The organism is Glutamicibacter sp. M10 (genome assembly GCF_025452055.1).
GTDB lineage: Bacteria > Actinomycetota > Actinomycetes > Actinomycetales > Micrococcaceae > Glutamicibacter.
The window spans coordinates 500,566-527,197 of the sequence record NZ_CP104918.1; the positions used below are offsets into that span (position 1 = coordinate 500,566).

General features: G+C 55.5%; 24 protein-coding genes, 1 tRNA gene and 2 pseudogenes. 11 read left to right on the forward strand and 16 right to left on the reverse strand.

Annotated features, from left to right (window positions below; all coding sequences use genetic code 11):
- Nucleotides 1-29: 29 nt before the first annotated feature.
- Both N6V40_RS02470 and N6V40_RS02475 read left to right on the forward strand, forming a co-directional pair.
- On the forward strand, nucleotides 30-2,150 hold the full coding sequence (locus N6V40_RS02470) for a DUF6807 family protein (RefSeq protein WP_131089690.1): 2,121 nt from the start codon (nucleotides 30-32) through the stop codon (nucleotides 2,148-2,150).
- Nucleotides 2,151-2,161: 11 nt separating this feature from the next.
- A complete protein-coding gene (locus N6V40_RS02475; RefSeq protein ID WP_207306492.1) occupies nucleotides 2,162-3,256 on the forward strand; it encodes a M24 family metallopeptidase in 1,095 nt (364 codons plus the stop codon).
- Between the two features lie 76 nt (nucleotides 3,257-3,332).
- Here N6V40_RS02475 and N6V40_RS02480 read toward each other — a convergent pair whose 3' ends face one another.
- From N6V40_RS02480 to N6V40_RS02495, 4 genes and pseudogenes are all read right to left on the reverse strand, one after another.
- Complete coding sequence (locus N6V40_RS02480; protein WP_207306491.1) at nucleotides 3,333-4,241, reverse strand: NAD-dependent epimerase/dehydratase family protein; 909 nt, start codon at nucleotides 4,239-4,241, stop codon at nucleotides 3,333-3,335.
- Nucleotides 4,242-4,249: 8 nt separating this feature from the next.
- Nucleotides 4,250-5,604: pseudogene (locus tag N6V40_RS17565) on the reverse strand (Gfo/Idh/MocA family protein).
- 90 nt (nucleotides 5,605-5,694) lie between these two features.
- Nucleotides 5,695-6,594: a carbohydrate ABC transporter permease gene (locus N6V40_RS02490; protein ID WP_131089875.1), complete on the reverse strand. Its 900-nt coding sequence runs from the start codon at nucleotides 6,592-6,594 to the stop codon at nucleotides 5,695-5,697.
- Nucleotides 6,595-6,667: 73 nt separating this feature from the next.
- Nucleotides 6,668-7,594, reverse strand: a complete 927-nt coding sequence (locus N6V40_RS02495) for a carbohydrate ABC transporter permease (RefSeq protein ID WP_131089688.1) — start codon at nucleotides 7,592-7,594, stop codon at nucleotides 6,668-6,670.
- A gap of 270 nt (nucleotides 7,595-7,864) precedes the next feature.
- On the opposite strand from N6V40_RS02495, the gene N6V40_RS02500 reads away from it, so the two are divergent.
- On the forward strand, nucleotides 7,865-9,076 hold the full coding sequence (locus N6V40_RS02500; RefSeq protein ID WP_131089687.1) for a mandelate racemase/muconate lactonizing enzyme family protein: 1,212 nt from the start codon (nucleotides 7,865-7,867) through the stop codon (nucleotides 9,074-9,076).
- 68 nt (nucleotides 9,077-9,144) lie between these two features.
- On the opposite strand, the gene N6V40_RS02505 is transcribed toward N6V40_RS02500, so the two are convergent.
- The 10 genes from N6V40_RS02505 to N6V40_RS02550 form a co-directional block, all read right to left on the reverse strand.
- Complete coding sequence (locus N6V40_RS02505) at nucleotides 9,145-9,864, reverse strand: glycerophosphodiester phosphodiesterase family protein (RefSeq protein ID WP_131089686.1); 720 nt, start codon at nucleotides 9,862-9,864, stop codon at nucleotides 9,145-9,147.
- Nucleotides 9,861-10,655, reverse strand: coding sequence for an HAD family hydrolase (locus tag N6V40_RS02510; protein WP_131089685.1), 795 nt, complete (start codon nucleotides 10,653-10,655; stop codon nucleotides 9,861-9,863). The genes N6V40_RS02505 and N6V40_RS02510 overlap by 4 nt, the downstream gene beginning before the upstream one ends.
- Before the next feature lies 1 nt (nucleotide 10,656).
- Nucleotides 10,657-11,556 (reverse strand): carbohydrate kinase family protein, encoded by a 900-nt coding sequence (locus N6V40_RS02515; RefSeq protein WP_262198835.1) that lies wholly within the window; start codon nucleotides 11,554-11,556, stop codon nucleotides 10,657-10,659.
- Nucleotides 11,557-11,565: 9 nt separating this feature from the next.
- Nucleotides 11,566-11,895: a hypothetical protein gene (locus tag N6V40_RS02520; protein ID WP_262198837.1), complete on the reverse strand. Its 330-nt coding sequence runs from the start codon at nucleotides 11,893-11,895 to the stop codon at nucleotides 11,566-11,568.
- Nucleotides 11,892-12,155: an alpha/beta hydrolase family protein gene (locus N6V40_RS02525; protein WP_262198838.1), complete on the reverse strand. Its 264-nt coding sequence runs from the start codon at nucleotides 12,153-12,155 to the stop codon at nucleotides 11,892-11,894. Before N6V40_RS02525 ends, N6V40_RS02520 begins: the two co-directional genes overlap by 4 nt.
- A gap of 79 nt (nucleotides 12,156-12,234) precedes the next feature.
- Complete coding sequence (locus N6V40_RS02530) at nucleotides 12,235-13,023, reverse strand: enoyl-CoA hydratase/isomerase family protein (RefSeq protein ID WP_131089682.1); 789 nt, start codon at nucleotides 13,021-13,023, stop codon at nucleotides 12,235-12,237.
- A 32-nt stretch (nucleotides 13,024-13,055) separates the two neighbouring features.
- Nucleotides 13,056-13,751, reverse strand: a complete 696-nt coding sequence (locus N6V40_RS02535) for a LysR substrate-binding domain-containing protein (RefSeq protein WP_262198841.1) — start codon at nucleotides 13,749-13,751, stop codon at nucleotides 13,056-13,058.
- Between the two features lie 137 nt (nucleotides 13,752-13,888).
- The gene (locus tag N6V40_RS02540) at nucleotides 13,889-14,320 is read right to left on the reverse strand and encodes a universal stress protein (RefSeq protein WP_131089680.1); all 432 of its coding nucleotides are present in this window, start codon (nucleotides 14,318-14,320) and stop codon (nucleotides 13,889-13,891) included.
- A 57-nt stretch (nucleotides 14,321-14,377) separates the two neighbouring features.
- A complete protein-coding gene (locus N6V40_RS02545) occupies nucleotides 14,378-15,076 on the reverse strand; it encodes a dienelactone hydrolase family protein (RefSeq protein WP_131089679.1) in 699 nt (232 codons plus the stop codon).
- Between the two features lie 87 nt (nucleotides 15,077-15,163).
- Nucleotides 15,164-16,135 carry a uridine-preferring nucleoside hydrolase UriH gene (locus N6V40_RS02550; RefSeq protein ID WP_131089678.1) on the reverse strand — a complete coding sequence of 324 codons (972 nt, stop codon included), beginning with the start codon at nucleotides 16,133-16,135 and terminating at the stop codon, nucleotides 15,164-15,166.
- Nucleotides 16,136-16,312: 177 nt separating this feature from the next.
- Between N6V40_RS02550 and N6V40_RS02555 the strand changes: the two genes are divergently transcribed.
- Nucleotides 16,313-17,362, forward strand: coding sequence for a LacI family DNA-binding transcriptional regulator (locus tag N6V40_RS02555; RefSeq protein ID WP_131089677.1), 1,050 nt, complete (start codon nucleotides 16,313-16,315; stop codon nucleotides 17,360-17,362).
- Nucleotides 17,363-17,373: 11 nt separating this feature from the next.
- On the opposite strand, the gene N6V40_RS02560 is transcribed toward N6V40_RS02555, so the two are convergent.
- Complete coding sequence (locus N6V40_RS02560) at nucleotides 17,374-17,910, reverse strand: YdeI/OmpD-associated family protein (protein WP_131089676.1); 537 nt, start codon at nucleotides 17,908-17,910, stop codon at nucleotides 17,374-17,376.
- 344 nt (nucleotides 17,911-18,254) lie between these two features.
- Nucleotides 18,255-18,339: transfer RNA gene (locus tag N6V40_RS02565), tRNA-Leu, on the reverse strand.
- Between the two features lie 280 nt (nucleotides 18,340-18,619).
- Between N6V40_RS02565 and N6V40_RS02570 the strand changes: the two genes are divergently transcribed.
- The 7 genes and pseudogenes from N6V40_RS02570 (at nucleotide 18,620) to N6V40_RS02600 (ending at nucleotide 26,619) form a co-directional block, all read left to right on the forward strand.
- On the forward strand, nucleotides 18,620-19,432 hold the full coding sequence (locus N6V40_RS02570; protein WP_131089675.1) for an FHA domain-containing protein: 813 nt from the start codon (nucleotides 18,620-18,622) through the stop codon (nucleotides 19,430-19,432).
- On the forward strand, nucleotides 19,429-19,908 hold the full coding sequence (locus N6V40_RS02575; protein WP_131089674.1) for an FHA domain-containing protein FhaB/FipA: 480 nt from the start codon (nucleotides 19,429-19,431) through the stop codon (nucleotides 19,906-19,908). The genes N6V40_RS02570 and N6V40_RS02575 overlap by 4 nt, the downstream gene beginning before the upstream one ends.
- 3 nt (nucleotides 19,909-19,911) lie before the next feature.
- On the forward strand, nucleotides 19,912-21,348 hold the full coding sequence (locus tag N6V40_RS02580) for a PP2C family protein-serine/threonine phosphatase (RefSeq protein ID WP_262198847.1): 1,437 nt from the start codon (nucleotides 19,912-19,914) through the stop codon (nucleotides 21,346-21,348).
- Complete coding sequence (locus N6V40_RS02585) at nucleotides 21,305-22,702, forward strand: FtsW/RodA/SpoVE family cell cycle protein (RefSeq protein WP_131089672.1); 1,398 nt, start codon at nucleotides 21,305-21,307, stop codon at nucleotides 22,700-22,702. The genes N6V40_RS02580 and N6V40_RS02585 overlap by 44 nt, the downstream gene beginning before the upstream one ends.
- A complete protein-coding gene (locus N6V40_RS02590) occupies nucleotides 22,699-24,159 on the forward strand; it encodes a peptidoglycan D,D-transpeptidase FtsI family protein (RefSeq protein ID WP_131089671.1) in 1,461 nt (486 codons plus the stop codon). Before N6V40_RS02585 ends, N6V40_RS02590 begins: the two co-directional genes overlap by 4 nt.
- Nucleotides 24,156-26,017: pseudogene (pknB, locus tag N6V40_RS17570) on the forward strand (Stk1 family PASTA domain-containing Ser/Thr kinase). The gene N6V40_RS02590 and the pseudogene pknB overlap by 4 nt, the downstream one beginning before the upstream one ends.
- Entirely contained in the window at nucleotides 26,014-26,619 is a 606-nt protein-coding gene (locus N6V40_RS02600; protein WP_262198850.1) for a protein kinase domain-containing protein, read from the forward strand. Before pknB ends, N6V40_RS02600 begins: the two are co-directional and overlap by 4 nt.
- Nucleotides 26,620-26,632 lie beyond the last annotated feature (13 nt).

A 26,632-nucleotide genomic window follows, 5' to 3' on the forward strand; every position in this document is an offset into this window, starting at 1 on the left:
CTGACTTCGACGATTCCAAGAAGGGCACCATGAACCAGCAAACCACCGTAGCGGCTGTCACCGGCACCAATTCCGCTTTGCCGTCAACCACACCAGCGGTGGTGCTGGTCGGCCTTAATGGTTTCGGACGCCAGCATCTGACAAACATTCATCGTCTTGTCGAGGAGGAAAAGATTTCCTTTCTTGCCGGCGTTGACCCCAAGGATCCTGGCAGCCTTGTTCGCGGAGAAAAGACGCAAATTTTCAGTACCTTTGATGATTTTCTGAAAACAGGTCTAAAGCCGGACATCGTCATCATTTCAACACCGATCAACACCCATGCCGACTTGGCCATGAAAGCTTTAGAAACCGGTGCGGACTTGTACCTTGAAAAGCCGCCCACGGCGACACTAGAGCAGTACGAAACACTGTTCTATGCCGCACATGAGGCCAATATCAACGTCCAGGTAGGTTTCCAAGCTTTAGGTTCTCGCGCGTTAAAAGCCGTGGAAGAGTTTTTCGAGGACAACAACAAAAATTCGCCTATTGGTGCACTTCGCGCGGTAGGCGCCAGCGGAAATTGGGTGCGCACCACCGGCTACTACAACCGCTCACCGTGGGCTGGGCACCGAGTACTGAACGGAATCGAAATCGCTGACGGTGTGGTGACCAATCCTCTGGCTCATGCTGTCGCCAGCGCACTGCGGATTGCTGGTGCGAAGAGATCTGAGGATGTTGTCTCGGTTGCCACCGATTTGTACCATGCTCATCAAATCGAAGCAGATGACACTTCTGTTGTTCGGCTGGAGACGCGCACCGGAATCCCGGTAGTCGCTGCGTTGACGGTCTGCGCCAAGGAGCAACAAGATCCATGGATCACCGTCTACGGGACCGAAGGCTCTGCAATCTTGTACTACACGCGCGATGAACTGGTCATCCGCCCCAACACGGAGTCCGGGCGCCCGGAGACTACTGAAGTTTTTGAGCGCACCAACCTCTTAGAAAATCTCGTGAACGTGCGCCGCGGAACAGAAGCGACACTGCTGAGCTCACTGGAATCTGCTGGCGCCTTCATGCGGGTGCTTGAGCAGATACGCATTTCTCCCACCCCCACTACTATCCGCGCAGAACACGTTATACCTACTGGTGCTGACGAAGAATTTCACCCTGTCATTCCAGATATCGAGCATTTCATCAACCGTGCCGTCGCTGCCCAATCAGACTTTGCCTCACTCGGTGCTCCCTGGGCAGCCGATGCCTCGATCAGCGGCCAACTGACCCTTGAGAATCCTGCGACTGCGCAGAAGCTGACCGTTGCAAAGCTGCGCACGGGCGAGGATATTTCCCGGAGCAATTCACCGCGTCCTTTCTTAGATGAGTTGAAAACATTTGGTGGGGTGCACATCAGCGACCAGCAGCCTCTGGATCACTCGTGGCACCTCGGTGTCGGGGTGGCGCTGCAGGACGTTAACGGAAATAACTTTTGGGGTGGCCGAACCTATACACGAGCTGACTCGCGTTATGTGTGGCGACAAGACCATGGGCATATTCGAACCGTTTCAAATTCATTTGCCCCCAGCGGAAATTCTCACTCTTCGCACCTGGAGTGGGTTGGCCATGATCAGCAAATATTGCTCGACGAAAAACGCGCTGTGAACGTGCGCGCCTTTAACCACGAGCCCACCGGAATCTCGGGTTGGATCATGGATTTCACTTTTAGTCTCTGCGCACGAGACCAAACGGTTTCTCTGGGCTCTCCCGGTTCCAACGGGCGGGTTAATGGCGGATACGGCGGCTTCTTCTGGAGGCTACCAAAAGCTGATAGCCCAGCAATTTTTACCCAAGACGCAACAGGTGAGGATCAGGTCCATGGCTCACTGAGCCCATGGTTAGCCTTCAGTGCCGAATTCTCCTCAGAATCGGTCAGTTTGGCGCAACGCGGAGTTGAGCACGGTGCAGCAACTCTCGTTTTCTGCAGCAACGACGGTGACCCGTGGTTTGTTCGTAGCTCCAGTTATCCCGGTGTGGGAAGTTCTCTGGCTTGGAATTCGCCGGTGGTTCTGGAACCCGGAGACTCCGCGACTCGTCGAGTTCGAATTTTGGTCACTGATGGTCGCGTAGAGGCAGCGGACGTCGCTGCGCTGTACCAAGAAATCGGTTCAGAAAAATAGGAGGATCGAATATGCGTACAGCGGTAGCCGGTAGGTACACGAAAAAACATGCTCAGCTGATGGAAATCATCCATAATCAGGGTGCGCAAGCATTGTTGCTGTCCACTCCCGCATCGCTTGCGTGGTTCCTTGACGGTGCGCGCACGCATGTTTCGCTGGCCGCTCCCCCGATCCTCACGGTTCTGGTTCATGCACGCGGATGCGAACTTGCTACATCAATCAGTGAAGCTCAGCGAATCCAAGATGAAGAAGTCACGGGTCAGAACCAGCTGACGATCCATGTCACCAAGTGGTATGAGCCGCTGGATAACATCAGTTCGTGGTTCCCCGAGGCCAGTGACTGGAATATTCTTGCCGAGGCCCAGATCGATCAGGAGCTTCGTGCCCTGCGCTCGGCTTTGTCCCTAGCAGAAGTAGACCGCTACCGCCGGCTGTGCCAAGACACCGCTTCGGTGATGACTAAGGTTCTAGCTGAAACTTCCAGTGACGATTCCGAATATGCCGTCGCAGCCCACCTTTCAGCCGGTGCAATTGCGCTGGGTGGAGATGTGCTCGTGGCACTGGTCAGTGGCTCCACTCGTGTCCAGTATCGACACCCATTGCCGACAATGGCCCCGTTGGGCCGAAAGGCGATGGCTGTACTGTGCGTCAGGCGCCACGGCCTGATTGCTAATCTCACGCGCTGGGTCCGCTATGCCCCGCCAACGGCGCAGGAGCTTGCTGGTGAAGCTGACATTCTTAAGGTTGAGGCAGAGATCATTCGCGGTATTGCACACGGCAAAGCACTGGGCGAACTACTACCCGCCATTGAGCAGGCATACCCGGCCCACGGATTTGATGAGGATGAATGGACACGACATCATCAAGGAGGAATAGCCGGATATAACGGACGGGATCCCCGATTCTCACCTGAGTCTGTCGACGTCTTTCAGCCGAATCAAGCGTTCGCATTTAATCCGAGTGCAGAACGCGATGGCCTCATGTTCAAGGTTGAGGACACCATGCTGCTCACGGATTCGGGTGACATTGAAGTGCTGAGCGTCGATCCACAGTGGCCAGCAACAATAATCAATGGATTGCCCAGGCCCCAAGTACTGCAACGATAACGTCGCGAAGAAGAAAACCAGTGAGTACGAGGAGAGAAAATCCTCGTACTCACCGGTTTGTCTTTACTCAAATTTCCTAGACTTTGATCTTGAGTTCAGTTCGCCAGCTTCGCTTTGGTTCCCAACCGATCACCTCGCGTGCTTTCTGGATACTGAAGGCCGGGCTCTGCCCAGTCAGTTCTTGTGCCAACTCTGCGAGTTCCGGATAGATCTCTGGAATGATTTCCGCCAGTGGACGTGTAGCCATGGCATCCTGGGCACCGACGAAGAAAACATCGCCACTGTTGACGCGATCAAATCGCTGAATAAGTAGCAGCAAGAAGTCCGAAACGTCGCGGGCATCGACATAATTGAACAGCGCCGGCGCCGATAGCGTTGGATCCGCCAAACGCTCGGCCACGGTGTGGCCTTGTTGGGTCAGCGCTCCCTCCCACTCTTCTTTTGCGATCACAAAGCACGGGCGGAACGACACAAATTTCACCGGGCTCTCGGGACCCAACTTGGCCGCGAACATTGCCGCGATCTGTTCTGCCACAAACTTGGATAGTCCATAAGCATGCCAGGGTCTCGGCGTTTCATTTTCGTCCAGTGGAAGCTTTTCAGGGACCCACCCACCGGGAGATCCGTAGCCCATAATCGAAGGGCTGGAGGCCAAGACCACCCGCGTCGCACCTGACTCTACGGCTGCAGAGGTGACGTTGTGCGCAATCGTAGCGTTGGTCTGCAAAAGCACCTCTTCAGGGGCCATGAACGGAACGGCCATGGCCGCCAACGAGACGACTGCCTGGGGGTTGATTTCTTTGAATAGTGTCTGTGTTGCTTCGGCGTCTTGTAGATCAATACTGCGGTAGTCAACGCCGGCCACTGGTTCCTCGGGCAATCCCCGATCCAGTGAAATAACTTCATGGCCTGCGGCTGCAAAACCATCGACAACCGACCGCCCGAGGCGACCTGAACCGCCGGTAATAATTACCTTTTCACGCATGGATTCAATTACACCTGAGCCTTGTCGACAGCTGAGAAATTAACGCCCAGTCCAGCAAAACGCACGTTCACTAGCTCGCCTGTTTCCAAAGAAGTGTTCCCGCAGATTCCCACCGCAATCGCTCGTACGCCATCAAGGAATCCGGCCTGCCGCGAATATCCGTCAACTTGCTGGCCCTGGAAGAGTTCTTGAAGCAGAAGCTTATCGCCTCCACCGTGCGAACCTTCGGAATTGATAATGGGAATTTCTTCCGCTTCTTGCCAGTGGCGTTGAAGTATGAGCCGTTCCCCCTTGGAACGCACTTTGCTGCTCTGACCATCGTCGTTGTAAGAGGGATCAACTGGACGGCCGCCGGAGGCCGGTAGGACCGCCGCCCGCTCAACTACATCAAGTTCCAGACGCCCTTCGGTTCCGTTGATCGCAACTCGGTATCCTTCCCACGGACTGTGCGCATTAAGCGAATAGGAAAGAATGGTGCCTTTGTCGTATTGAACGGTCAGGCTCAGATTGTCTTCAATGGAAATTTGCCCATTAAAAACGCCTTGATCGCGGCGGTAACCATCCAAATGTTCATTAGCCAAGTACAACTTCTCTAAGCGTTCGTCACTACGCAAGTCCAGATCAAAGGGCTCTTGATCGCTTAGCTCATGCGTGCCGCGTTCGTGGGTCTGCAGTCCTCGCGCAGCGGCGTTTTTGGGCCATAAAATTTGAGGCCGCCGGCAGCAAAAACGCTCTGAGGCGAATCATCAAGCCACCAGTTGACGAGGTCAAAATGATGACTAGATTTGTGGATCAGTAACCCGCCGGAATTCTCCTTGAGTCGATGCCAGCGACGGAAGTAGTCAGCTCCGTGAACGGTGTCGAGCATCCAGCTGAAATCTATCGACGTCACCTGACCGATCAGTCCATCATCAATGGCCTTTTTCAACGCCGTATTTCGCGGTGAGTAACGATAGTTAAAAGCGACGATCACCTCGCGACCGGTATCGTCTACGGCTTGCGCTATGCGCGCGGTACTCGCCGCATCGATGGTCAGCGGCTTCTCTACAATGACATCGGCCCCCGCATACATGGCGGTGCAAATCAGGGCGGCGTGGGTATAGTCCGGCGTCGTGATGATGACCCGATCAATGGAATTTTCGCGGATGAATGAATCCAGCTCGTCGGGGTCGAAGGAGCCCAAGCGTTCCCCAAAGCTCTGCTCGACAACGTCTTGGTAGTACTCGACCCGGCCTGGGTTTGTATCCGTTAAGGCAACCAATTCAGCTACGTTGCTGTGGTCGCCAAGGATTGAGGTGATGTACATTTCGCATCTGTTCCCGGCCCCGATCAGCACGTAGCGCTTACGTGTTGTTGTTCCCATCAGTTTTCTCCTTAGCTAGGTGCTGCAGTATTTGCCGAGATGACAAGATGCGATTGGCCCGGAGTCTGAAACGCCGGGCCAATCTCTTCCTTATTTGATGCCGGTAGTAGCAATGCCTTTGACCAGATATTTTTGACCGAAGAGGAATGCTAGGAAGACCGGGACGAGCGTAACGATCGACATGGCGAACAGGGCTCCCCAGTTCGATTCACCCGTTGAATCAATGAAGGCGTTCAATGCCACCTGCACCGTGTAATTGCTTGGATTGGTCAGGTAGATCAAGGAAGTGAAGAAGTCGCTCCAGGTCCAGATGAAGGTGAAAATCGCTGTGGTCGCTAACGCTGGAACCATCAGCGGCAAGATGACCTGCAGGAAGATCCGGGGGTGTCCGGCACCGTCGATACGGGCAGCTTCGTCCATATCTTTAGGGATACCTCGAATGAACTGGATCATGAGGAAGATGAAGAAACCGTCGGTTGCCAGCAGCTTCGGGACGATAATCGGCCAGAAGGTGTTGACCCATCCGATCTGAGAAAACATGACGTACTGCGGCACGATGATCACGTGAATCGGAAGCATGATGGTCATCAGCATGAGCACAAACATGATCTTCTTGAATTTGAACTCAAGTCGGGCAAAGGCATAAGCGGCCATTGAACACGAAACAAGATTTCCGACGATGCATCCAATGACCAGGACGGCCGAGTTCAGCAGGTACTTGCTGAACGGCTCAGAAAGGGCGTCCCAACCATTGGGGTAGTTGTTCCAATCTACCTGCGAAATGACGAGGCCAGCTTCGCGGAAAATCAGATCATTAGGCCTGAAAGAACTGGCTACCATCCACAACAGCGGGTAAATCATTACCCCTGCGGCCAGCAGCAACAGTGTGTGTTTTACGACGGAACGAAGCGGTGTGCGCGCCTTTGGCCGATGGCCTTTAACCCTGCGCCCGGTGGCATCAGTTCCGCCGACCGGCAGGTTCTGGCCCATCATCTTTTCCTCGTCGAGAGCATGATCTTGCGGAGTTTGTTCAAGATCTTCTGACTGCGGTACCGAAGTTTGATTAGTCATCGTAGAACACCCAATACTTTGAAACTAAGAAGTTCACGGCGGTAAAAGCGCCGACGATGAGGACCAAGAGCCAGGCCATGGCCGATGCGTATCCCATGTCGAATTGCTTGAAGCCTTGCTGATACAGATACAGAGTGAAGAACATCGTGGAGTCGGCCGGTCCGCCCGAACCGTTGGAAACAATGAAGGCTTGGGTGAAGTTCTGGAAAGCTCCGATGATCTGCAAAACGAGGTTGAAGAAGATAATCGGGCTAATCATCGGGAGCGTAATGCTCCGGAACTGACGCCACTTGGATGCGCCGTCAATGGACGCGGCTTCGTAGTACATGGCAGGAACTTGGCGCAATCCAGCCAAGAAGATCACCATGGGTGATCCGAAGGTCCAGACGTTCAGCAGGATCAGGCTTCCAAGCGATGTGTTCGGATCCGAAATCCAGCCAATACCTTGGATCCCTACAAGTTCGAGCATCTGGTTGACCAGGCCGGTCGTTCCAAAGATCTGCTTCCACAACACTGCGATGGCTACTGACGAGCCGAGCATTGATGGGAGGTAGAAAACGGATCGGTAGAACGATAGTCCGCGCATTCCCCGGTCCAGCAAGATTGCAACAGCGAGGGCAACTGCAAGTTGCAGCGGGACACCGATAAGAACGTAGGTAAAGGTCACACGCAGCGAATTATGCAGTCGTTGGTCGTCCAACATCCGCTCGATGTTTGCAAACCCGGTAAATTCCGGTGACTGCAACAGGTTGTAGTCCGTAAAAGCGAGATATAAGGACATCGCCATCGGTCCCAAAGTGACCAGGAAGAGCCCTATCGTCCATGGAATCAGGAAGATATGGGCGGCCTTGTTATCTTTTGCAGGAGCCTTCTTACCTTTACTCTTACTCAGGCTTTGCAACTCGGCAATGGCGCTCACTGGCCATCACCTCCTTTCATCAGAACGCTAGGGTGCCCCTTGCGAATCGGGACCGACATGACTGACTCCTTGCTTTAAGAAATGCTTCGCCAACACACGTTGGAATGCGCTTTCCAATCTCTGTTCCATAACGCTAAACTAAAGACCAACGTGAGGTCAACCACATTCGTAAGATGAGTTGCAGTAGTGGCGCTTACATCCTCAATGCCAACTCTCGGGCCTCAAGGGTGCCCTCCAGAAAAATCAGTGATTCAATGAAGGATTCATAAATTGTCTCAGGTCAGAAGCGAATTTAAGGACATTGTTGAGTCCATAGAACTCTATCTAATTTCGCTGCCATTTGACGCGATGCGTCGCAAAACAGAAGATTCCAATGCGGAATCAATCGATACTTTCAATGCATCATCGCGGGCTTTCACCCAGATGGAATCCTTGATCGTAAAAATCACGACCGTCCAGGGACTTGTCGGTTGGGGTGAAGGCTTTGGGCACAAGGCGAATCCAGCTACGTGGGCAGCACTTGAGCATATTGTGGCGCCCTTCTTCTTGGGGCGAAGCACTGAGTTGGACGAGTGTCTTCCCGCCGCGGAATACGCCTTTCATGCATTCGGGCGTAGTGGTCCTGTTGAATATGCGCTGTCTGCTATCGACATCGCGCTATGGGATATTGCGTCGAAGCGGGCCGGCAAAACCCTGCGTGAGTACATTAATGCCAATTCTCGCCACGAGATCAACGCCTATGCATCGCTGGTTCATTACGCCGAGGACCCGGGAGAGGTTTCCTTCCACCTTTCCCGCGCTATGTCCCGTGGATTCAAGGCATTCAAATTACACGAATCCTCGAGACCAGCAATTCAGGCAGCACGGCAGGCCGTCGGAGACTACCCGTTGATGGTCGATGTGAACTGCAAATGGAAATTGTCGGAGGCCCGTGCGGCTTTTGAACAGCTTTCCGACATGAACCTCTTGTGGATCGAGGAACCAGTTTTCCCACCAGATGATTCGCAGTCACTGCAAGCACTGAATTCCGAATTCAGCAATGTTTCCGCAGGTGAGAATCACTCAGGTACCAATGGCCTCATCAATGACATGGCGCGCGGTGCCCTAGAGTTTGCCCAGCCAAGCATCGGCAAGATCGGTGGAGTCAGTGCAATGTTGCAGGTGCGCGAAGCCGGTAGAAGACTCAACGTGCACGTCATTCCCCATTGCTTCTACTTCGGACCAGCACTTCTAGCCAGCGCGCAGATCATTGCTCTGGATCCACCAGTGCGTCTTGAAGACGGGCACATTCGACCAGAGCTGGAAATTCCATTCCTCGATTGGGAAGTGCAACTGCATTCATGGCATGCGCCGCATCAAGCTCTGCTTAGCTCCGAGGGCACCTTGCCTCTTCCAACAGCGCCAGGAATAGGTTTTGAGCCAGAAACGGAAATAATGAATCAACATACGCTCAAGCACTGCACCCTCGGGGCAGGCAAGTAGATCCGCCTAGCAAATAGGCCGGTGAACTCTCGTGCGGATTTCTACCTAAACCTTTTTTGCTGACTGCTTTAGGCTTCCAGAACCTTCATCAGCAGCTCAGCCTCATCGGAAATAATCGCGTCAACTTCGCGTTCAACCAATAACCTCATGATTGGTTCGTCGTTGACGGTCCACACGTGCACCTGCGCTCCGGCGCGCTGTATGGCCTTGGTGAAGCGGTTGGTAGCCACCGGCAGTCCGTGTAGCTTAAATGGAATCTGAACGGCCCAGTACCCCTTGACCAGCTTCTTAGGTACCCAGCCTAAAAGATGGGCGCTGATCCACATCACTGTGATTTCCCGGCGTCCCGGCGAGCGCTTGATGGGTGCTGAGAGCAGATGTTGCACCGCGTGGGTGCGCGCACTTTGGAATGCGGCAATCGCGATTTGTTCGTGCGCCCCACGGCGTTCAATCAATTCCGCCAGTGGTCCAATGACCAGATCATCTTTGACATCCAAGTTGAAGATAGCTTCAGGGAAAGCATCCAGCACCTCATCCAGGGTGCATAACGGCTGACCACCAGCAAGGACTTCAGCCAATTCTGCGTCGGTGCGCTCAACAAATTTTCCGCTGGCATTGGTGACCCGATCCAAGGTCTCATCGTGGAACAGGAACACGGTGCCATCGGCTGAGGCATGCAGGTCTGATTCCAAATGGGTCACGCCCAAGGCAGTTGCACGCTGGAAAGCGATGAGCGTATTTTCTTCATCCCCGGTGCGGACACCACGGTGTGCAAAAGCGAAAGTCATTTCAGTAGTCCCTCAATGATTTGGGCGACGCCATCCTCGGCAAAGGATGGTGCTTGGTAGCGGGCACAAGCCAACGTGGTCGGGTGCCCCGAAGCCATGGCGTAGCCATGTTGGGCAAATTCGAGCATCTGAATATCGTTGGGCATATCCCCAAACGCCATAACCTCATCAGGGGTGATACCCAAGCGTTGGCAATACTCGTTCAACGTCTTGGCTTTGTTGATATCCACGTGGGCCATCTCTAAAAGGGAAACGTCAAAAGCCGAATGAGTGATTGATACTAGTTGATGTAATTCAGGCTGCACCGCAGCATAAAAATCATCCATCGTCAGTTTTCTTGAGCGAGCTAGGAACTTAACGATGCCTTCTTGATCAATTTCATCCGACGTTAGATCCAATTCCGCACAGTCATCAAGTCGGTGATGGGGTTCGGCAAAACCGTCCGAGAGGTGCAAGCCCTTGGTGGTTTCGGCGGCAAAGCTAGCTTCCGGGTCCACCTGCAAAATGATTTCTGCAGCTTTACGTGCCAAAGCAGCGCTGAGCGTGCGTGACCAGATCACTTCGTCTTGTTCTAAGTCGTAGAGCACCGCGCCGTTGGAACAGATCACCGTGCCTAAGCCACCAAAGGCTTGGATGATCGGACTTAGCCAGCGAAAGGGTCTGCCGGTGACAAATACGATCTGGATTCCGGCTTCTCGAGCGTCTAAGAATGCGCGTCGAGTACGCTCGGAAATGGTCCCGTCCGGGGAAACGATAGTCCCGTCCAGGTCCGAGGCGATCAGCTTGATCACCCTAGAGCTCCTCGCGTCGTGGCGGGTTAGCGCCAGCTCGTTGCACCGTGACCGCCGATGCTTTGGCCGCAAATTCTAGGGCCTGCGAGAGTTCGTTGATCTGCAGTTTGGCCAGTTTTTCGCGGTTGGATGCACCGATCATGCCGTGCTCGGCAAGCCAGCACAGCAACGCCGCGGTGAAGGTATCGCCAGCGCCCACGGTGTCGGTGACTTCCACAGGTTCCGCGGTAAATTCTGCATCTCCGGCCCGGACGATGCCCCAAGACCCACGTGATCCTGCGGTGGACACAACGATGGCCGGGCCCATGTCTAGCCAGGCTCGCGCAGATTCCTTAACCGAACGCATCGGGTACATCCACTTTAGATCGATGCCTGAAACACGCACCACGTCTGCTTGCGCGACAAAGCGTTCCACCTCGGCCACGGTCTGGGAATGGTTGGTCACCAACGAGGGGCGCAGGTTCGGGTCATAGCTGATGGTCGCGTGAGTGCGGGCCGCCGAGAGCAACGGCAACAGCTCTTCTGGGCTAAAGAGGGTAGCGATGGAACCGGTGTGCACCAGCTCAACATCTTGAGGCAACTCAGGGCCGATGGTTGGCATCTGCCAGTAAGCGTTAAACGCGAACGCCGCACCGCCGGCCGGGTCCAAGATACCGTGGGCAATGACGGTGGCCTCGTCATCGGCGCCACCGATGTACTTCACGTTGTTTTCTTCGAGATAGACCTCGATCTTGCGGCCCTTATCGTCAGCACCCCAACGGGAGATCAGCGTTCCGGGATAACCCAAACGAGCCAGTGATACCGCGACGTTCAGTGGGCTTCCGCCCACAAATTCTTGGGCGAGGGTAATGCCGGAGGCCAAGACGTCGACCAGTGCTTCACCGATCACGGTCGGGTTCATGCTGCTCCTTCAATAGTGCAGGGGTGACAAGGCGGCCACGCAGGCAGCCCATTGGCTACTGTGCGGATCAATCCAAGTGTAATGATCTGAGGCAAACAGTGCGAAGCGATACTCCTGCCCCACTGCCGCTGCTTTGTCGGCAGCCAGTCGAGCAATTTTCACTGGAACATCTTGATCGTCTCGCCCATGAAAGATTACGACACGGGCAGTACTTGGCCATAATTCCACCGGACTGTACATAGCCATAGGTGCATCGGCCAACAGTTCATCCACTGCCCCGTCGCTGAGCTTTAGCCGGCGCGCCCACTCTAGGTCCAGCACTCCTGCCTGACTGATCACCTGCGACACCCGAGGATCACTCGCAGCCAATACGCAAGCCAGCTGGGCTCCAGCGGGTGGCCGATCAAGGTGATCGGCCCTTCCTCTTTAATCAGCCCCAGCGCCAACCTGGCATCGGCCAACATCTTTGCCGCACTTCCCGGACCACGCCGGTACTCCAAGTTATAGGCGGGGATCCCACGCTGCGCTAAGTCTTGAGCCAGTGGCAGTCCTAGATCTGCACGGTACTTTTCACGCCAATAGCCACCATGGATGATCATCACCGCCCCCTGGGCCGTGGTGTGCTCTGGTTGGCAAAACTGCAAGTATTGATCCGGGTGCGGCCCGTAGTGCATCACACTAGTTGCCCGGGAAATTCGGCGAGCGCTTTTCCACAAATGCTGAGCGGCCTTCAACCGAGTCATTGGTAGCAAAGGCACGCTGGAAGGATTCGCCTTCCACCACGAGTGCGTCATGAGTGTTCAGTGCATCCATGGCTACCAACGCGGACTTGGCATTGGCTACGGCAGTGGGTGCGACAGCGGCAATTTCCTCGATGGTAGCCACCGCCTGATCGATCAGTTCCTCGGCCGGGACAACACGGTTAGCTAGTCCGATGCGCAACGCTTCCTCGGCCTTGATCCGTCGGCCGGTGAAGATTAGTTCGCGGGCCAGCGCGTTGCCAACTCGACGTGGCAGGCGTACCGATCCACCAAAGCCGGGCACCAAACCTAGGGTGACCTCTGGCTGGCCAAAGCTTGCCTTCTCGGAGGCGTAAATGAAGTCACAGGCCAGTGCTAACTCGCAGCCGCCGCCTAAGGCAAAGCCGTTGACCGCTGCAATCACCGGGACCTGCAAGGCTTCTAGACGTTCGGTCACAGCGTGCATTTGGCGTCCGTACGCCAAGGCGCCCTGGGCGTCCATCGCATTCATCTGCACGATATTGGCGCCGGCAACAAAGGACTTCTCGCCAGCTCCGGTGATGATCACACCACGGTATTCAAAACCGGTGGTTTCAAACCAGTCAACAAAGGCTTCGAGGTCATTAACCACCTCTTGGGCCAGTGCGTTCAGCGATTTGGGCTGGTCGATGGTCAGGATCAGTGCTGGGCCACGCGCAGACAGCGCGAGCGTATCAAATTGCTTCATGACTTCACTCTACCCATGCACCCGAGAGGTTCCTAGCGTTTTTTGCGACCCTTGGATCCGCCTGAGCGCCCCGGCTTGCCACCATTGCTTCGCGCCTGCTTCTTGGCCAGTTCCTTTTGCCGTTTGGCAGCGGCCAGGGATTTGACCTTGGCGTCCAGCTTCGCCTTGTCGTTAATGCGCTTGGCTTTTTGTTCTTCGTTGCGCACCGAGGCTTGGCGGGAGGAGTTAGCGCGGCGTCCGCGGACAATCCCAATAAATTCTTCTAAGAGTACGGGGTCTTCCACCGATGATGGCCAGGCGATGCCTACCTGGGTCGGGGAACCGTCTTCGATGAAGCGGCTGACTACGTCCTTGCGGGCAAAGAGTCGCGCGATGCTCTGCGGAACGCGCAAAACTTGGGCGCCGGAGGCCACTACTTCCATGGCGGTGGGGATGCCACCCACGGCTTCTGGGTAGTCTGCGAGGTCTAACTGCGCAAAGCCTTCCACCACACTGGCAGGGATGGATTCCTCGTAGTATTCAACCTCGTGGTCTTTAGCTGCACAGACCACTTCGAGTTCTTCATACAGCGGGATCACATGGCGGGTTTCGTCTTTTGGGGACTCGCCGCGGTAGCGCACGAAGACCGCGTCGGCCTCGTCGTTGGCCAAAAGGTCAAGAATCGATCCTTCGTCCTGGCGCCAGGCTTTAAGTTCCATGTCCGGGTAGCGCTCCTGGAAGCGATCCATCCATTTGCCGGGGTGACGCCGGCGGCGTAGGCGATTCGAAGTTTTTGCACCCCTTAAGCCTACGCTGTAGCGGGTTAAATACCGCAGGCGGGCACCGAAGAATCGGTACCCGCCTGATAAGTAGGCCAGAAGTGGACTTACTTGTCGGTCTTTACAACCAAAACGTCGCACGGTGCGGAGTGAGCAACCGAGGAAGCAACGGAACCAAGCACTCGGCCCAGACCCTTCATGCCAACGTTACCGACAACGATCATCGAAGCCTTGCGGTCTTCAGCGTCGGAGATCAGAACGTCGCCTGGCTTGCCGTGACCGGCAGCAGCGGTGATCTTCACGCCTGGAACGGCGTTCTTCACGTCGTTAGCTACACGCTGTGCGAGCTTGCGAGCCTGCTCTGCGTCATCCAGGATCCAGGTATCGGAGCCGATGGAAACAACTTCGGTATTATCCGATGCGTGGGCGGTGATGACCACCAATTCGGCGTCGAGCTTCAATGCCAATTCAGCAGCACGACGTGCTGCGCGCTGAGCGGTTTCCGAACCGTCGACACCTACGATGATGGTTTCTGACATATTGTGCTCCTTTATTGTGAGTGATGCTGTTAAGTGATGGATAACACTTTATGGCCTTTAGGCCACTTTATCCTGTAAAAAGCCGACGGCGCGTTCCCAAGCTATAACTGCCTGCTCAGGGTCGTAATTTCCCGCGGTGTTTTCGTCATTGTGGAAAGCATGCTTGGCGTCGTAATAGAAGTACTTCACCTGAGCGCCCGACTGCTCACGGATCTGTTCTTCTTGAACTCGCGCCTGTTCTGGCGGGTACATTTCGTCAAAGTTGGCGTAGTGCCCCTGGATCGCGGCGCGTACGCCGGAGAAATCGTTGGGCACACCTTGACCTACCCCGTAGAACGGGACGGCGGCCGCAATTTTTTCTCCCTGCTGCGCGGCGAGCTGCAGAACAAAGCCGCCACCCATGCAGAAACCGATAGCGCCAAGCTTCTTGCTGGTGACATGTTCGCTGGCCAGCAGGTAATCCACCGCTCCGGCCAGTAGCTTTGCACCCTTGTCTTCGGGAAGTTCGGACATCATTTGCCCGGCTTCTTCCCCGTCATGGGTGATTGATCCGCCGTAAAGATCTGGTGCCAGCGCAACAAAGCCGAGCGCTGCCAGACGGTCTGCCACGTCGCGAATGTGGTCCGTTAGTCCCCACCATTCCTGAATGACAATGACCCCTGGGCCCTTGCCTGAAACAGGTACTGCGAGGTAGCCGTGTGCCTGCGCACCCGAGGATGGGAACGTCACGTTCTGGTGTGGTGTTTTTCCTGCCATTACGCCTCCTGATCTTCGTGTGACACCAGTTTATGCAGGTCTTGCCCCAAATAGCATTGACTTGCCCCACATTAGAGCCAAGTTGTTCTACTTTCCGGGTGTGACCTCGCCGATGCGCACCAATGCGTCGGTGACCAGGTTCCAGAATCCGTCATGGTCCAGATCTACCGCAACCGAAGTATTGCAGTTCTCATCGGCTGGGGCGCGGAAGTCGGTAACGGTCATACCTAAGGTCAGATCTCCGCGCAGTTCCACGTTCACCGGTGCCTTGACGGTCCGCACGATCCGCGGGTCAATGACATAGGCGACGGCGCAGGGGTCGTGGACCGGCGGAGCGTCGAAGCCCTGGTGATCACGGTAGGCCTGAGCGAAGAAGTCCATCAGTTCGCGGACAAACTTTGCCGGGGCGGTGCCGATGTTTTCAATGCTCGCCACGACCTCGGCAGTGGCCAGCGCCTGATGGGTCAGGTCCAAGCCCACCATCACTACCGGCCATTTCTCGTTAAAGACGATGTGGGCCGCTTCCGGATCAACCTTGATGTTAAATTCTGCAACCGCACTCCAGTTACCGGTGTGGTAGCCGCCGCCCATCAGCACCACTTCGCGAACACGAGAAACGATGCGTGGTTCTTTGCGTACAGCTAAGGCGATATTGGTCAGTGCGCCGGTGGGCACTAGGGTGATTTCTCCAGGTTCGTGGCTCATCACCAGATCGATAATGACATCTACCGCATGGCGCGAGTCCAACTCGATGGTGGATTCGGGCTGTTCTGGTCCGTCCATGCCCGAGTCACCGTGAACGTCGGCTGCGGTTTCAACTTCGCGCACCAACGGCCGGGAGCAACCGGCGGCAAATGGAATCCCGGTGATACCTGCGATAGTTCCCACGGCCAGCGCGTTGGCGGTGACCTTATCTAGGGTCTGGTTTCCAGCCACGGTGGTTACTGCCAATAGGTCAATGGCTGGGCTGCCGTGGGCAAGGATCATGGCTACCGCGTCATCATGGCCTGGATCGCAATCCAGAATGATCTTTCGGGGCGTAATGCTGTCCTGAGCCATGGTGCCATCCTCATATCTACCAGCAGGGGGCCGGTTACAGTGTGCGGTGCGGAGATGATTGTGAACGGAGACTTGTTGCAGACAAGTTCGCTCGAGCTAATTCTTTCCTGTTAGCTCGTTTACGTCAAGCGCTTAACTATGGGAGTGCTCGGGGAACTAAGCGACTACGATGGTGCCATGACCTATGGCGAAAAGACCGGCAATTCCCGCGAACCGCGACGCGTCACCGCGGCTATGGTTGCATCGCATGCCGGCGTTTCTACTGCAACGGTCTCGCTGGTTGCCAATGGAAAGTCTGCCGGGCGGGTCTCGGCTGTTAATGAACAGCGTGTGCGCGAAGCCATCCGCGAGTTGGGCTACTTTGTTGATAGCATCGGCAGCTCACTAGCCAAGGGTGTCAGTTCTCTGGTCATCATGGTGGCCCCAGATATTTCCAACCCCTTTTTCGCCAAGGTGATTGCCGGCGTTCGCTCGGTACTGGCCAACGACTACCAACTCATGCTCTCGGTCACCGATGCCGGCGTCTCCCCCAGCGCCAGTGAAACCCGAAAGATCATGGGCCTGCGCCCTGCCGGTTTGCTCGTTCACGCGCCTAGCCAAGAATTTCTTGATGAGATCTCCGGCAATCTACCTATGGTGGCCCTCGACGCCCCGGGCATTAGCGAGCAATTCCCCGCGGTGAACATGGACGTGGCCCAAGGCGCCCGCGATGTTGTTGCTCATTTTGCCGCGCTGGGACATCGCAAGGCCGCCTATTTGGACGCAAGCACCGGAACCGAAACCCTCTCCGTACGTCGCGAAGCATTTTTGGCAGCCGCAGCTGAATACGGCATTGAAGTCTTACCCGGCTCGGTAGCCAGCTCGAAGATCGATGTCACCGCAGCCTCCCAGGTCTTCAGTGAGAACTGGGAAGCATGGGAAAAAGCTGGTGTCACCGCACTGGGCTGCGCCACCGATAATCACGCCTTTGGCGTGCTTCATGCAACCCGTGCGTTAGACATCCGTATTCCTCAGCAGCTCGCGGTGGCAGGTTTTGATGACCTTCCGTATTCCGCAACATCTAATCCGGCCATTACCTCGGTGCAGCTCAACGCGCAGGAGGGTGGGCGACAAGCCGCGCTCAAATTGCTGGGTTTGATCAACGGCCAGAGCCCCGAGCCATTGCAAAGCATGCTCCCCAGTTCCCTGATTGTCCGCGGATCAACCCAACCTGAAGAGCAAAGCTAGCTCAAGGCTCACTATTCGATGAGCTTGCCGCTCTTTGCCAGTTCCGGATTGGTGCACGAGGACAGGTCAAAGCAGCAAGGCCGACGCTTTCCATCGCGCAGCTTGGAAATGCTCACTTCTACCCGGCGTTGACGAGTTGTTGGAGCCTTGGTGGATCCAACCCATCGGACCCACTCCCAGCGGGCCATCGGAGTCAAACTAGTCCAGGTCGATTCCAGATCGGTAGCCTCATCCAAGGCCTGCGCCAAGTCATCAGGAATTGCGGTCTCAGGCCATACCGAACTTGGCTGCATCTCCAGGTGAACGCGCTCCCCTAGCGCAGCATCAATGTCCGGCGCGTGTTCGTTCGCGAGATCAATCCAATGGCCACGTCGCCCATCGGGGTCGATAACGATCGTGCGGCCCGCAAACTCTCCGAGCAGATCAACCGCCACCTGGCCGCGGCTTGAGAGCAGGTCGCTCGATTCTTGGTCCAAGCGCAGGATCCGATGTTCATTAATGGAGTCAATCGTTCCGTGCACTTCAAATGGTTCTTTAGACGCCGCCATAATGTTCTGCCTTTCGAATTCTCAAAGGAAGTCTAATGCAGTAATGGATCCACGCTGCCGAACGAGGTGCGAATTCAACACGCGGTAACTAGGTATAGTCACGGCATTCTCGTGAATGCGCAGTGTGATTTAGGACAGCACGCAGACCGGACGCGTAGTAAAGGGCAAAGACGTTGCTGCCGATTTGTTCAACGCTGCCAGCGTTTAGTCACGAGTTACGGCTTCATCATCTGGTGTTGCACCGAGACCGTGTGCAGGCGCGGGCTGCCCGATGGCGGCCGCCGTAGAAAACAAAATAACCCCTGACATGAACTTTAATTCATTGTCAGAGGTTATTTTCATATGTGCGCGAGGGGGACTTGAACCCCCACGACCTTGCGATCACTGGCACCTGAAGCCAGCGCGTCTACCAATTCCGCCACTCGCGCATATGTAATTTTTGTTGCCACGTGCTTTTGCAACAAGAAATAGCTTACACACAGATTTTGTGTTCGCCTAATCGAAACCTTTGGCTGTGGTCAGAGACACACGGTCTAGCCTCTGACTACTACGTCATTAAGCGGTCCATACTTCTATCACTCACGTATTTTTCGGCATTTCCACAGCTGAAAACAGTAAGATCAATAATGAAGTTCTGTGTTCACTGCTTTTGAGCTTGAATGCGAGACACTTAGATAAGCAATGGACCATCAAGGAAGGGGCACGAATAATGGGCTTTCTCGACAATGTCGAACGCGGCTTAGAGAAGGTCGTCACAAGCTTCTTTCGTGGAACCAGCACCGCAGACCTGAAGCCAGTTGAACTGACCAGCGCCCTGCGTAACGAAATGGACCGCGGAATCCTTCCAATCAGTGAAGGACGCAGCCTTGCTCCGAACGACTTTGTCATTTCGTTGAGCAGCAAAGACTTCTCGACCGCAAAAACCTGGGGACGTGCCGTAGTCAACGAGATGGCTAAGGTCACCGCGGAACACGCAACCGTCCAGGACTACACCGTTCACGGTGACATCATGATCCACTTTGTCTCCAAAGATGATTTTAAGCCTGGTGAGATGGAAATCAGCGGATCCGTCAAGGAATCCAGCTCCAATGTAGCGGCTTCCGCTCCGGTAAAGATGCCAATTGGCAAGCCGTCTTCCTCAGCTTCTTCAAGCGCCAATGGGCAGTCGCGTCCAACCGTGCGCCCGATTGAAGAGATCCCCAAAGTTCCAACGCAGAAGCAGGCAATCCTCGAGGTTGCCGGCCAGCGTTATGCACTACACCATCACTCCATCGTGCTGGGACGTTCGGCTAGCACCGACATCCCAGTTGATGACACCGGAGTTTCACGCCAGCACATCCGCGTGGAAACCCGGGGCAAGACTAGCTTTGTCGTCACTGATTTGGGTTCCACCAACGGAACCTACGTCGACGGCAAGAAGATTTCAGCCGAAACTCGTATTTTTGATGGCTCGATCATTACTATCGGTCAGACAAAAATCGTCTTCCGACTAATTACCTCGAATAATGGAGGTCGCGCGTGAACGATCTGGTTCTAAGCCTGTTCCGACTAGGCTTTCTGGTACTCATCTGGCTGCTCGTTTTGAGCGTTGTCGGATCGATGCGCCGTGATTTGGCCGTCGGAAAACGAGATCGCACCGGCAAGCCAAGCGCCCGTCAGCTCAAGAAGCACCCCGAGCTGGCTGAACCGGAAGCTCCAGCACGTAAGCCGGCTACCACCTTGGCCATCGTTGAAGGTCCGCTGGCTGGCAACAGCATCCCACTAAACGGTCAGCCGATCATGTTCGGCCGTGCTCAGGATGCCACCGTTGTCTTGGATGACGATTACGCTTCTGGTCGCCACGCACGCCTTTTCCCCCAGGGATCTCGTTGGTTCATTGAAGACCTGGGCTCCACCAACGGAACTTTTGTCGGTGAAACCCAGCTTTCACGCGCCCAAGCAGTAGAACTAGGACAGCGGATCCGCATTGGAAAGACTGTCTTGGAATTGAAGGCCTAGCCTATGGCCCTCAAACTCAAATTTGCCGCAAAGTCTGATGTTGGGCGGATTCGTAAGAAAAACGATGACTCCGCCTATGTCGGTGAATACCTTGCGGTACTCGCCGATGGCATGGGCGGCCATGTCGGTGGCGACGTCGCCTCGGCATCTACCGTCCTAGATTTAGTGCACCTAGATCATTCAGACATTGCAGATCCCCAAAACGCGTTGCCTGATGAAATTCAGGCCGCCAATCTGGTCTTGAACGAACTTGTTGGTTCCAATCCGAAGCTTTCGGGCATGGGAACCACGGTCACTTCATTGCTGCTTTCTGGCACCACTTTGCAGATGGCCCACATTGGTGACTCGCGAGCCTACCGGCTGAAGCACGGCACTTTTGAGCAGATCAGTCGCGACCACACTTTTGTGCAGCGACTTGTTGACGAAGGTCGGATCAAGCCGGCCGAGGCTGAGGTCCACCCCCATAAGAACGTTCTTTTGCGCGTTCTTGGTGACTCGGATGCCTCACCAGAACTTGATGTTCAGCAAATCGAAGCTGAGCCCGGCGAACGCTGGATGCTCTGCTCCGACGGTCTGACCGACGCGGTGTCACTGCCGGTGATTGAACAGATCATTCGCAATACCGCAAATATGGATGAAGCCGTCAACGATCTGGTGGCCATCACCCTGAAAAACGGTGCCCCGGATAACGTCACCGTCGTAATGTTTGAGGTCATTGAAGACACCGCCACTGACCACAGCGAACCAGCTGTCTTTGAGCCTGCGCCAGACACCGCCCAGCTAGCTATTGCTGCTGAGGGCGATGTTGAGGCTAGCGCTTCACTGCTTCGCCACGAGATTTCCCAGCGCCCACACTTGCTTGTGGGAGCGGCTCAGTTGGCCACGCAGACCGGGCAGATTCCGGTGGTCACCCAGTACACCGGTGAACGTCGTGCCGCGGCACTGCTTACTCACCGTTCACCAGCCGCAGGCCAGGTGCTCGATCCACTGGAGAGCCCAACTGCTCACCGTCGTTGGATGATGCCGATCCTGCTGACACTGGCTGCTTGCCTCGCGGTGGCCCTGGTCGTCTGGGGTTACATGTGGACGCAGACCCAATACTTTGTTGGCACCGTGGATAACAAGGTCGCCATTTACAAGGGTGTTCCGCAAGAGCTCGGACCGATTTCACTTTCGGAAGTCGACACCGTCTCCCAGGTTCCTGTTGAATCTCTGCCTGAGTATTCGCGCCAGCGAGTTGAAGCCAATATTTCGGCCGATAACCGTGAGCACGCGCAGATGATCATTCAAGAACTGTTGGTCACTGCCAAACAAAACTGTCCGGTGCAAGCCCCGGAAGTTCCGAATCATCAAGCAACCAAGCCAAGTTGCCCGCCTACTGTCTGGAGATCATGCAGTGAACGAAGTGCAGACCGCCCCGGTACCACGGCGCAATCTTGAGCTAGTCCTGCTCATCCTGGCTCTCGGCGTCGGTGCCGCGGCCTTCTACTTGGTCGGTAGTACCACCGAAGGTGTCGACAACTCCGACTTCTACGTACAGATGAGCATCATGGCCGCACTAGCTCTGGTTGTTCACGTATTGCTACGCATCTTTGCTAAATATGCCGATCCGGTAATACTTCCAATTACCATTGCTTTGAATTCTCTTGGCCTAGCCATGATTCACCGTATTGACTTGGCTAAAGGCACTTCTCAGTCGGCCCGACAGCTGCTCTGGACCGCTATTGCAATCGTCATTGCGGCCGCCGTTCTGTGGGCCGTAAAGGACCACCGCCTCCTGCGCCGCTTTACCTATATTGCATTGCTGGTATCCATCCTGTTGCTCTTGTTGCCTTTGATCCCTGGATTGGGCGTCACCATCAACGGTGCGCGAATCTGGATCCGCATGGGCAGCTTCTCGCTGCAGCCTGGCGAATTGGCAAAAATCACCCTGTCGATCTTCTTCGCAGGATATTTGTCCTCAAACCGCGACTTGATTCTGATGGCCGGCCACAAATTTGGCCCACTGCAGCTTCCCCGTTTGCGCGATATGGCGCCAATGTTGATCGCTTGGTTGCTGTCCATCGGCGTGCTGGTGGTCCAGCGTGACCTAGGTTCGGCCATCTTGTTCTTCGGCCTGTTTATCGTCATGGTCTACGTTGCTACCGCACGTATTTCTTGGGTACTGATTGGCCTGCTGATGGTCGCTGTTGGCGGTATAGTCGCCGGGCTAACCATGAGCCACGTGACCCGCCGTCTTGATGTTTGGCTTAATGCTTTTGACCCAGCGATCTACCAAGCCACTGGTGGCAGCATGCAGATTGTTGAAGGCCTGTTCGGTATGGCCGATGGTGGACTCTTTGGCACCGGCCTTGGCGCTGGTTCCCCTTACCGGGTTCCACTAGCAAACTCGGACATGATCATCGCTTCCTTCGGTGAAGAAATCGGTCTGGTTGGCGTCACTGCCATTGTGCTGCTGTACATGCTGCTGGTATCCCGCGGTCTGCGCGCAGCCTTGGGCTCGCGTGACACCTTCGGCAAGCTACTGGCGGCCGGCCTGTCATTCACCTTGGGCCTGCAGGCCGTGGTCATCATCGGTGGTGTCACCCGATTGATTCCACTGACCGGTTTGGCCACACCATTTATGGCTGCAGGTGGTTCATCATTGCTGGCGAACTGGATCATCATCGCGCTGCTGCTCTTGATTTCCCACAATTCACGGCGCCCAACGTCAGGCGTCTCAGGACCCACCGATGAAATTGCAACGCCCACAAAACCTAAAACTTCAATCACTAAGGCGGTGAAGAGCAAGTGAATCAGGCTATTAAGCGAGTATGGATCGCACTGACCATGCTCTTTATCGTTTGCCTTGGCGGGCTGAGCTACATCCAGTTCTTCGATGCTGACAAACTCACCGACAATGCGCTGAATAAGCGCCAGCTGTTCCGTGAATTTGATCTTCCCCGTGGCGCCATTTTGGTTGATGGCAAGCCAATTGCCGAGTCGGTCCCAACCGACGACGGACAGTTTGAGTACCAGCGTGAGTACACCAATGCTGAGATGTATGCACACCTCACCGGCTACTACTCGCTGGCTAACGGCACCACCCAGCTGGAGTCCTCGCTCAACGATTGGCTCACCGGCAGCAGCTCGGATCTGCTTTACGATCGTTTGCTGGCAATGTTCACCGGCAAGAAGACCGAAGGTGCTTCCGTCGAGCTCACTCTGGACGGCGATCTGCAGAAGACAGCTTTCAACGCCATCCCTGACGGCGTGAGGGGAACTGTCATTGTCACCGATCCAAAAACCGGCGACATTCTGGCCATGGCTTCCAAGCCGACCTATGACACCAACGATCTTGCGGTGCACTCCACTAGCAAAGCTGCCGAGAACTTGAAGAAAGTCAGCAAGATTGATGGCCTGAGCCCTTACCTGAATCCTGCGATTAGCAACTTGGAATATCCAGGTTCCTCTTTCAAGATCTTGAGTACTGTTGCTGCGTTAGAGTCCGGAAAGTACGATCTGGACACCTCGATCAACAACCCAACTTCGGTGCGATACAAGAATTCAACGAGGTCGATGAACAACTTCGGTGAAGGTGTTTGTGCCCGTGAGCCTCGCGCAAAGTTGGCATTCATCTTTGCCCAGAGTTGCAACACTCCGTTCTACGAGATCAGTAAGACCGTAGGTAATAAAGCCTTTGGTGATGTTGCAGAGCGCTTTGGCTTCGGCCAACAACTGAACATTCCGCAGCGCGTGACGCCAAGCCAGTTCCCTGCTCAAGATGCTGACGAATCCGAATTGGCCCGTATGGCCATCGGTCAGGGCAGCAACAAGGTCACCGCCCTGCAGATGAACATGGCCGCCATGGCCATCGCCAACAATGGTGTGATCATGAAGCCAAACATGATCGATAAGGTCATTGCCCCGGATCTTCGAGTCGTCGAAGAACCAAAGCCTGAGAAGTTCTCCACGGCCACCTCCAAGGAAGTTGCCTCGCAGCTCAAGGAGCTCATGGCAGGGCCCGTCACGCGCGGTACCGCCATGAATGCGGCTGTTGAAGGTGTGGACTTCCGTGCCAAGACCGGTACCGCTCAGTTGCGAACCGAAAATGGCGTCGCCTACGTGAACTCGTGGATGACCGGTTTCGCTCCAGCAGATGATCCTCAGGTCGCCATCACGGTCACCTTGCAAGACGTAGATTACGACACTGGTCACAACACGACCGGTGCAATCATGAAGAAGATGTTAAAGGCGGTGTTCAACAAGTGAGGCCAATAACCGGCACCACCTTGGGCGGTCGTTACAAGCTCACCGATCGCATTGCAATCGGTGGCATGGGCGAAGTTTGGAAAGCTCGTGACCAGGTACTTGGACGCCTCGTGGCGATCAAGATCCTCAAAGAGGAATACACCGACAACGAAAGCTTCCTGACGCGTTTCCGTGTTGAAGCCCGACACACCGCACTGCTGAACCACCCTGGCATCGCCGGCGTCTTTGACTACGGCGAGGAGCAGGGCTCGGCATACCTAGTCATGGAACTCGTTCCTGGCCCGCCGCTGTCCACCATCATCGAGCGCGAACGCAAGCTCGAGGTAGATCGCACCCTCTCACTGATTGCGCAGACCGCTCGCGCGTTGGCTGCCGCTCACGAGCACGGTCTAGTACACCGCGACGTGAAGCCGGGCAACATCTTGGTCATGCCTTCTGGCGTTGTGAAGATTACCGACTTTGGTATCGCACGCCTGGCCGACCAGGTGCCGTTGACCGCCACCGGTCAGGTGATGGGCACCGCCCAGTACCTCGCTCCAGAGCAGGCCACCGGACAGAACGCTACCGGCAGCTCCGATATCTATGCCTTGGGTGTCATCGGTTACGAATTGCTGGCTGGGCGTCGTCCGTTCACCGGCGAATCGCAGATCGCCATCGCACTGGCACAGGTCAATGATGCTCCCCGGCATTGCCGGAAACCATCCCTGCTCCGGTTCGTCAGCTGATCATGTCGATGTTGGCCAAGAACCCATCGGATCGTCCAAAGAACGCCACCTCGCTGGCCAAGGCCGCCGACGCATTGCGCGCTGGCGACACCAACACCGCCACCATAGCGGTTCCTGGCATGCTGGCCACCGGCATTTCTGAGGACGCCACCCAGGCTTTGAACCTGGACGCTGACGCTACCCGCGCAATGAATCGCGCGGACCCTGCACCAACGATGACTAACTCCATGCCTACCGTGGCAGAACCTGTGCGTACCGCCAGTGGCTTCACTGCGGCCGCACCTCTGGGTGCCAGCGGTTTTGATGACGAAGATGCTGACGCTCAAGATCCTGCACCGCAGGAATCAAAGCGCAGTCCTTGGTTGATCCCACTGATCGTAGTTATTGTTCTGGCTGTAGTCATCGGTCTTTTGGCGTGGCTAATCCCTGCCATGAGCAGCAACAATGACCCTGCCGCGTCTTCCTCGACGGAAAGCTCTGAATCAATTTCTGAGTCTGCCAGCGAGAGTGAAAGCGAAAGCCCTGAAACTGTTCAGGTATCCTCGTCGCTGGTGGGCAAGGACATTGACGAGGTCACCGCGCAGCTCGAAGGCCAAGGCCTGAAGGTAAACGCAGTTGCCGAGGAATCTTCCGATACTGATCCGCGCAAGGTTATTAAGCTGAACCCCACCGGAAACGTAGAAGTTGGCGAGACTATCACTGTCACCTACGCCAAGGCCCCAGAGACCGTTGAAGTGCCATCTGTTGTTGGCATGAGCTACTCCGCTGCCCAGACGCAGATTCAGAACGCTGGATTGGCTGTATCCAAGGGTGAAGAACGCAGCGATTCTTCGGTGGCTGGCACCGTGCTGAGCCAGAGTGAGGCCGCAGGCAGCCAAGCTGAGCCAGGAACCACCGTGACCTTGGATGTATCCAGTGGTCCGAAGGAAACTGAATCGACTACTCCAACTCCATCGGAAACCCCGTCAGAGACTCCTTCAGAGACTCCGTCTGAATCGGCTACTCCAACCCCATCGGAGACGCCTTCAGAGACCCCGTCTGCTTCGGCTACTCCGACCCCGTCGGAGACCCGATCTGCAACCCCGTCCGCTTCGGCAACTCCGAGTGAATCGGCTCAAAGCGAAGCGCCATGAGCGAAGTTGACGCACTGCCGCCAGGTCTGCCGCGACTAATCAATGAACGATACGAGATCGAATCGCTCATTGGTCGTGGTGGCATGGCGGATGTCTACCTCGCCACGGACCACGTACTCTCTCGCAAGGTTGCCGTTAAGGTCTTGCGCCCTGATACCGCCAGCAATCCTATGGTGGTCAACCGTTTCCGTCGTGAAGCCAAGGCAGTCGCGGCGCTCGGTCATCCCAACATTGTCGCCGTATATGACACCGGCGAATTACCTGCCACAGACCAGCAGCGTGAACGCTTGCCGTTCATGGTCATGGAATATGTCACCGGCAAAACACTCAAGCAGGTTATTGCCCAAGGTGGCATCCAGCCAGAGTTTGCTGTCCGCATCACCCGTGGTGTTGCTGAAGCCCTAGGCCATTCGCACGCCAACAATGTGGTGCACCGCGATGTTAAGCCGGCCAACGTCATGGTCAGCGATGCCGGGCACGTCAAACTCATGGACTTCGGCATCGCACGTGCGACCGATAATTCGGCCACCATGACCCAGACTGCTGCAGTAGTGGGCACCGCCCAATACTTCTCCCTGAACAGGCTCGAGGCGAGCAGGTAGATTTCCGCTCCGA

Excerpts from the sequence above, each read along its gene's own strand:
- N6V40_RS02490 (WP_131089875.1), bottom strand. The coding sequence starts at position 6,594 with ATGGGCCAGAACCTGCCGGTCGGCGGAACTGATGCCACCGGGCGCAGG.
- N6V40_RS02545 (WP_131089679.1), bottom strand. The coding sequence starts at position 15,076 with ATGGCAGGAAAAACACCACACCAGAACGTGACGTTCCCATCCTCGGGT.
- N6V40_RS02580 (WP_262198847.1), top strand. The coding sequence starts at position 19,912 with ATGGCCCTCAAACTCAAATTTGCCGCAAAGTCTGATGTTGGGCGGATT.
- N6V40_RS02480 (WP_207306491.1), bottom strand. The coding sequence starts at position 4,241 with ATGCGTGAAAAGGTAATTATTACCGGCGGTTCAGGTCGCCTCGGGCGG.
- N6V40_RS02560 (WP_131089676.1), bottom strand. The coding sequence starts at position 17,910 with ATGGCGGCGTCTAAAGAACCATTTGAAGTGCACGGAACGATTGACTCC.
- N6V40_RS02505 (WP_131089686.1), bottom strand. The coding sequence starts at position 9,864 with ATGACTTTCGCTTTTGCACACCGTGGTGTCCGCACCGGGGATGAAGAA.
- N6V40_RS02600 (WP_262198850.1), top strand. The coding sequence starts at position 26,014 with ATGAGCGAAGTTGACGCACTGCCGCCAGGTCTGCCGCGACTAATCAAT.
- N6V40_RS02475 (WP_207306492.1), top strand. The coding sequence starts at position 2,162 with ATGCGTACAGCGGTAGCCGGTAGGTACACGAAAAAACATGCTCAGCTG.
- N6V40_RS02525 (WP_262198838.1), bottom strand. The coding sequence starts at position 12,155 with ATGATCATCCATGGTGGCTATTGGCGTGAAAAGTACCGTGCAGATCTA.
- N6V40_RS02555 (WP_131089677.1), top strand. The coding sequence starts at position 16,313 with ATGACCTATGGCGAAAAGACCGGCAATTCCCGCGAACCGCGACGCGTC.
- N6V40_RS02570 (WP_131089675.1), top strand. The coding sequence starts at position 18,620 with ATGGGCTTTCTCGACAATGTCGAACGCGGCTTAGAGAAGGTCGTCACA.
- N6V40_RS02530 (WP_131089682.1), bottom strand. The coding sequence starts at position 13,023 with ATGAAGCAATTTGATACGCTCGCGCTGTCTGCGCGTGGCCCAGCACTG.
- N6V40_RS02535 (WP_262198841.1), bottom strand. The coding sequence starts at position 13,751 with ATGGATCGCTTCCAGGAGCGCTACCCGGACATGGAACTTAAAGCCTGG.
- N6V40_RS02470 (WP_131089690.1), top strand. The coding sequence starts at position 30 with ATGAACCAGCAAACCACCGTAGCGGCTGTCACCGGCACCAATTCCGCT.
- N6V40_RS02550 (WP_131089678.1), bottom strand. The coding sequence starts at position 16,135 with ATGGCTCAGGACAGCATTACGCCCCGAAAGATCATTCTGGATTGCGAT.
- N6V40_RS02515 (WP_262198835.1), bottom strand. The coding sequence starts at position 11,556 with ATGAACCCGACCGTGATCGGTGAAGCACTGGTCGACGTCTTGGCCTCC.
- N6V40_RS02540 (WP_131089680.1), bottom strand. The coding sequence starts at position 14,320 with ATGTCAGAAACCATCATCGTAGGTGTCGACGGTTCGGAAACCGCTCAG.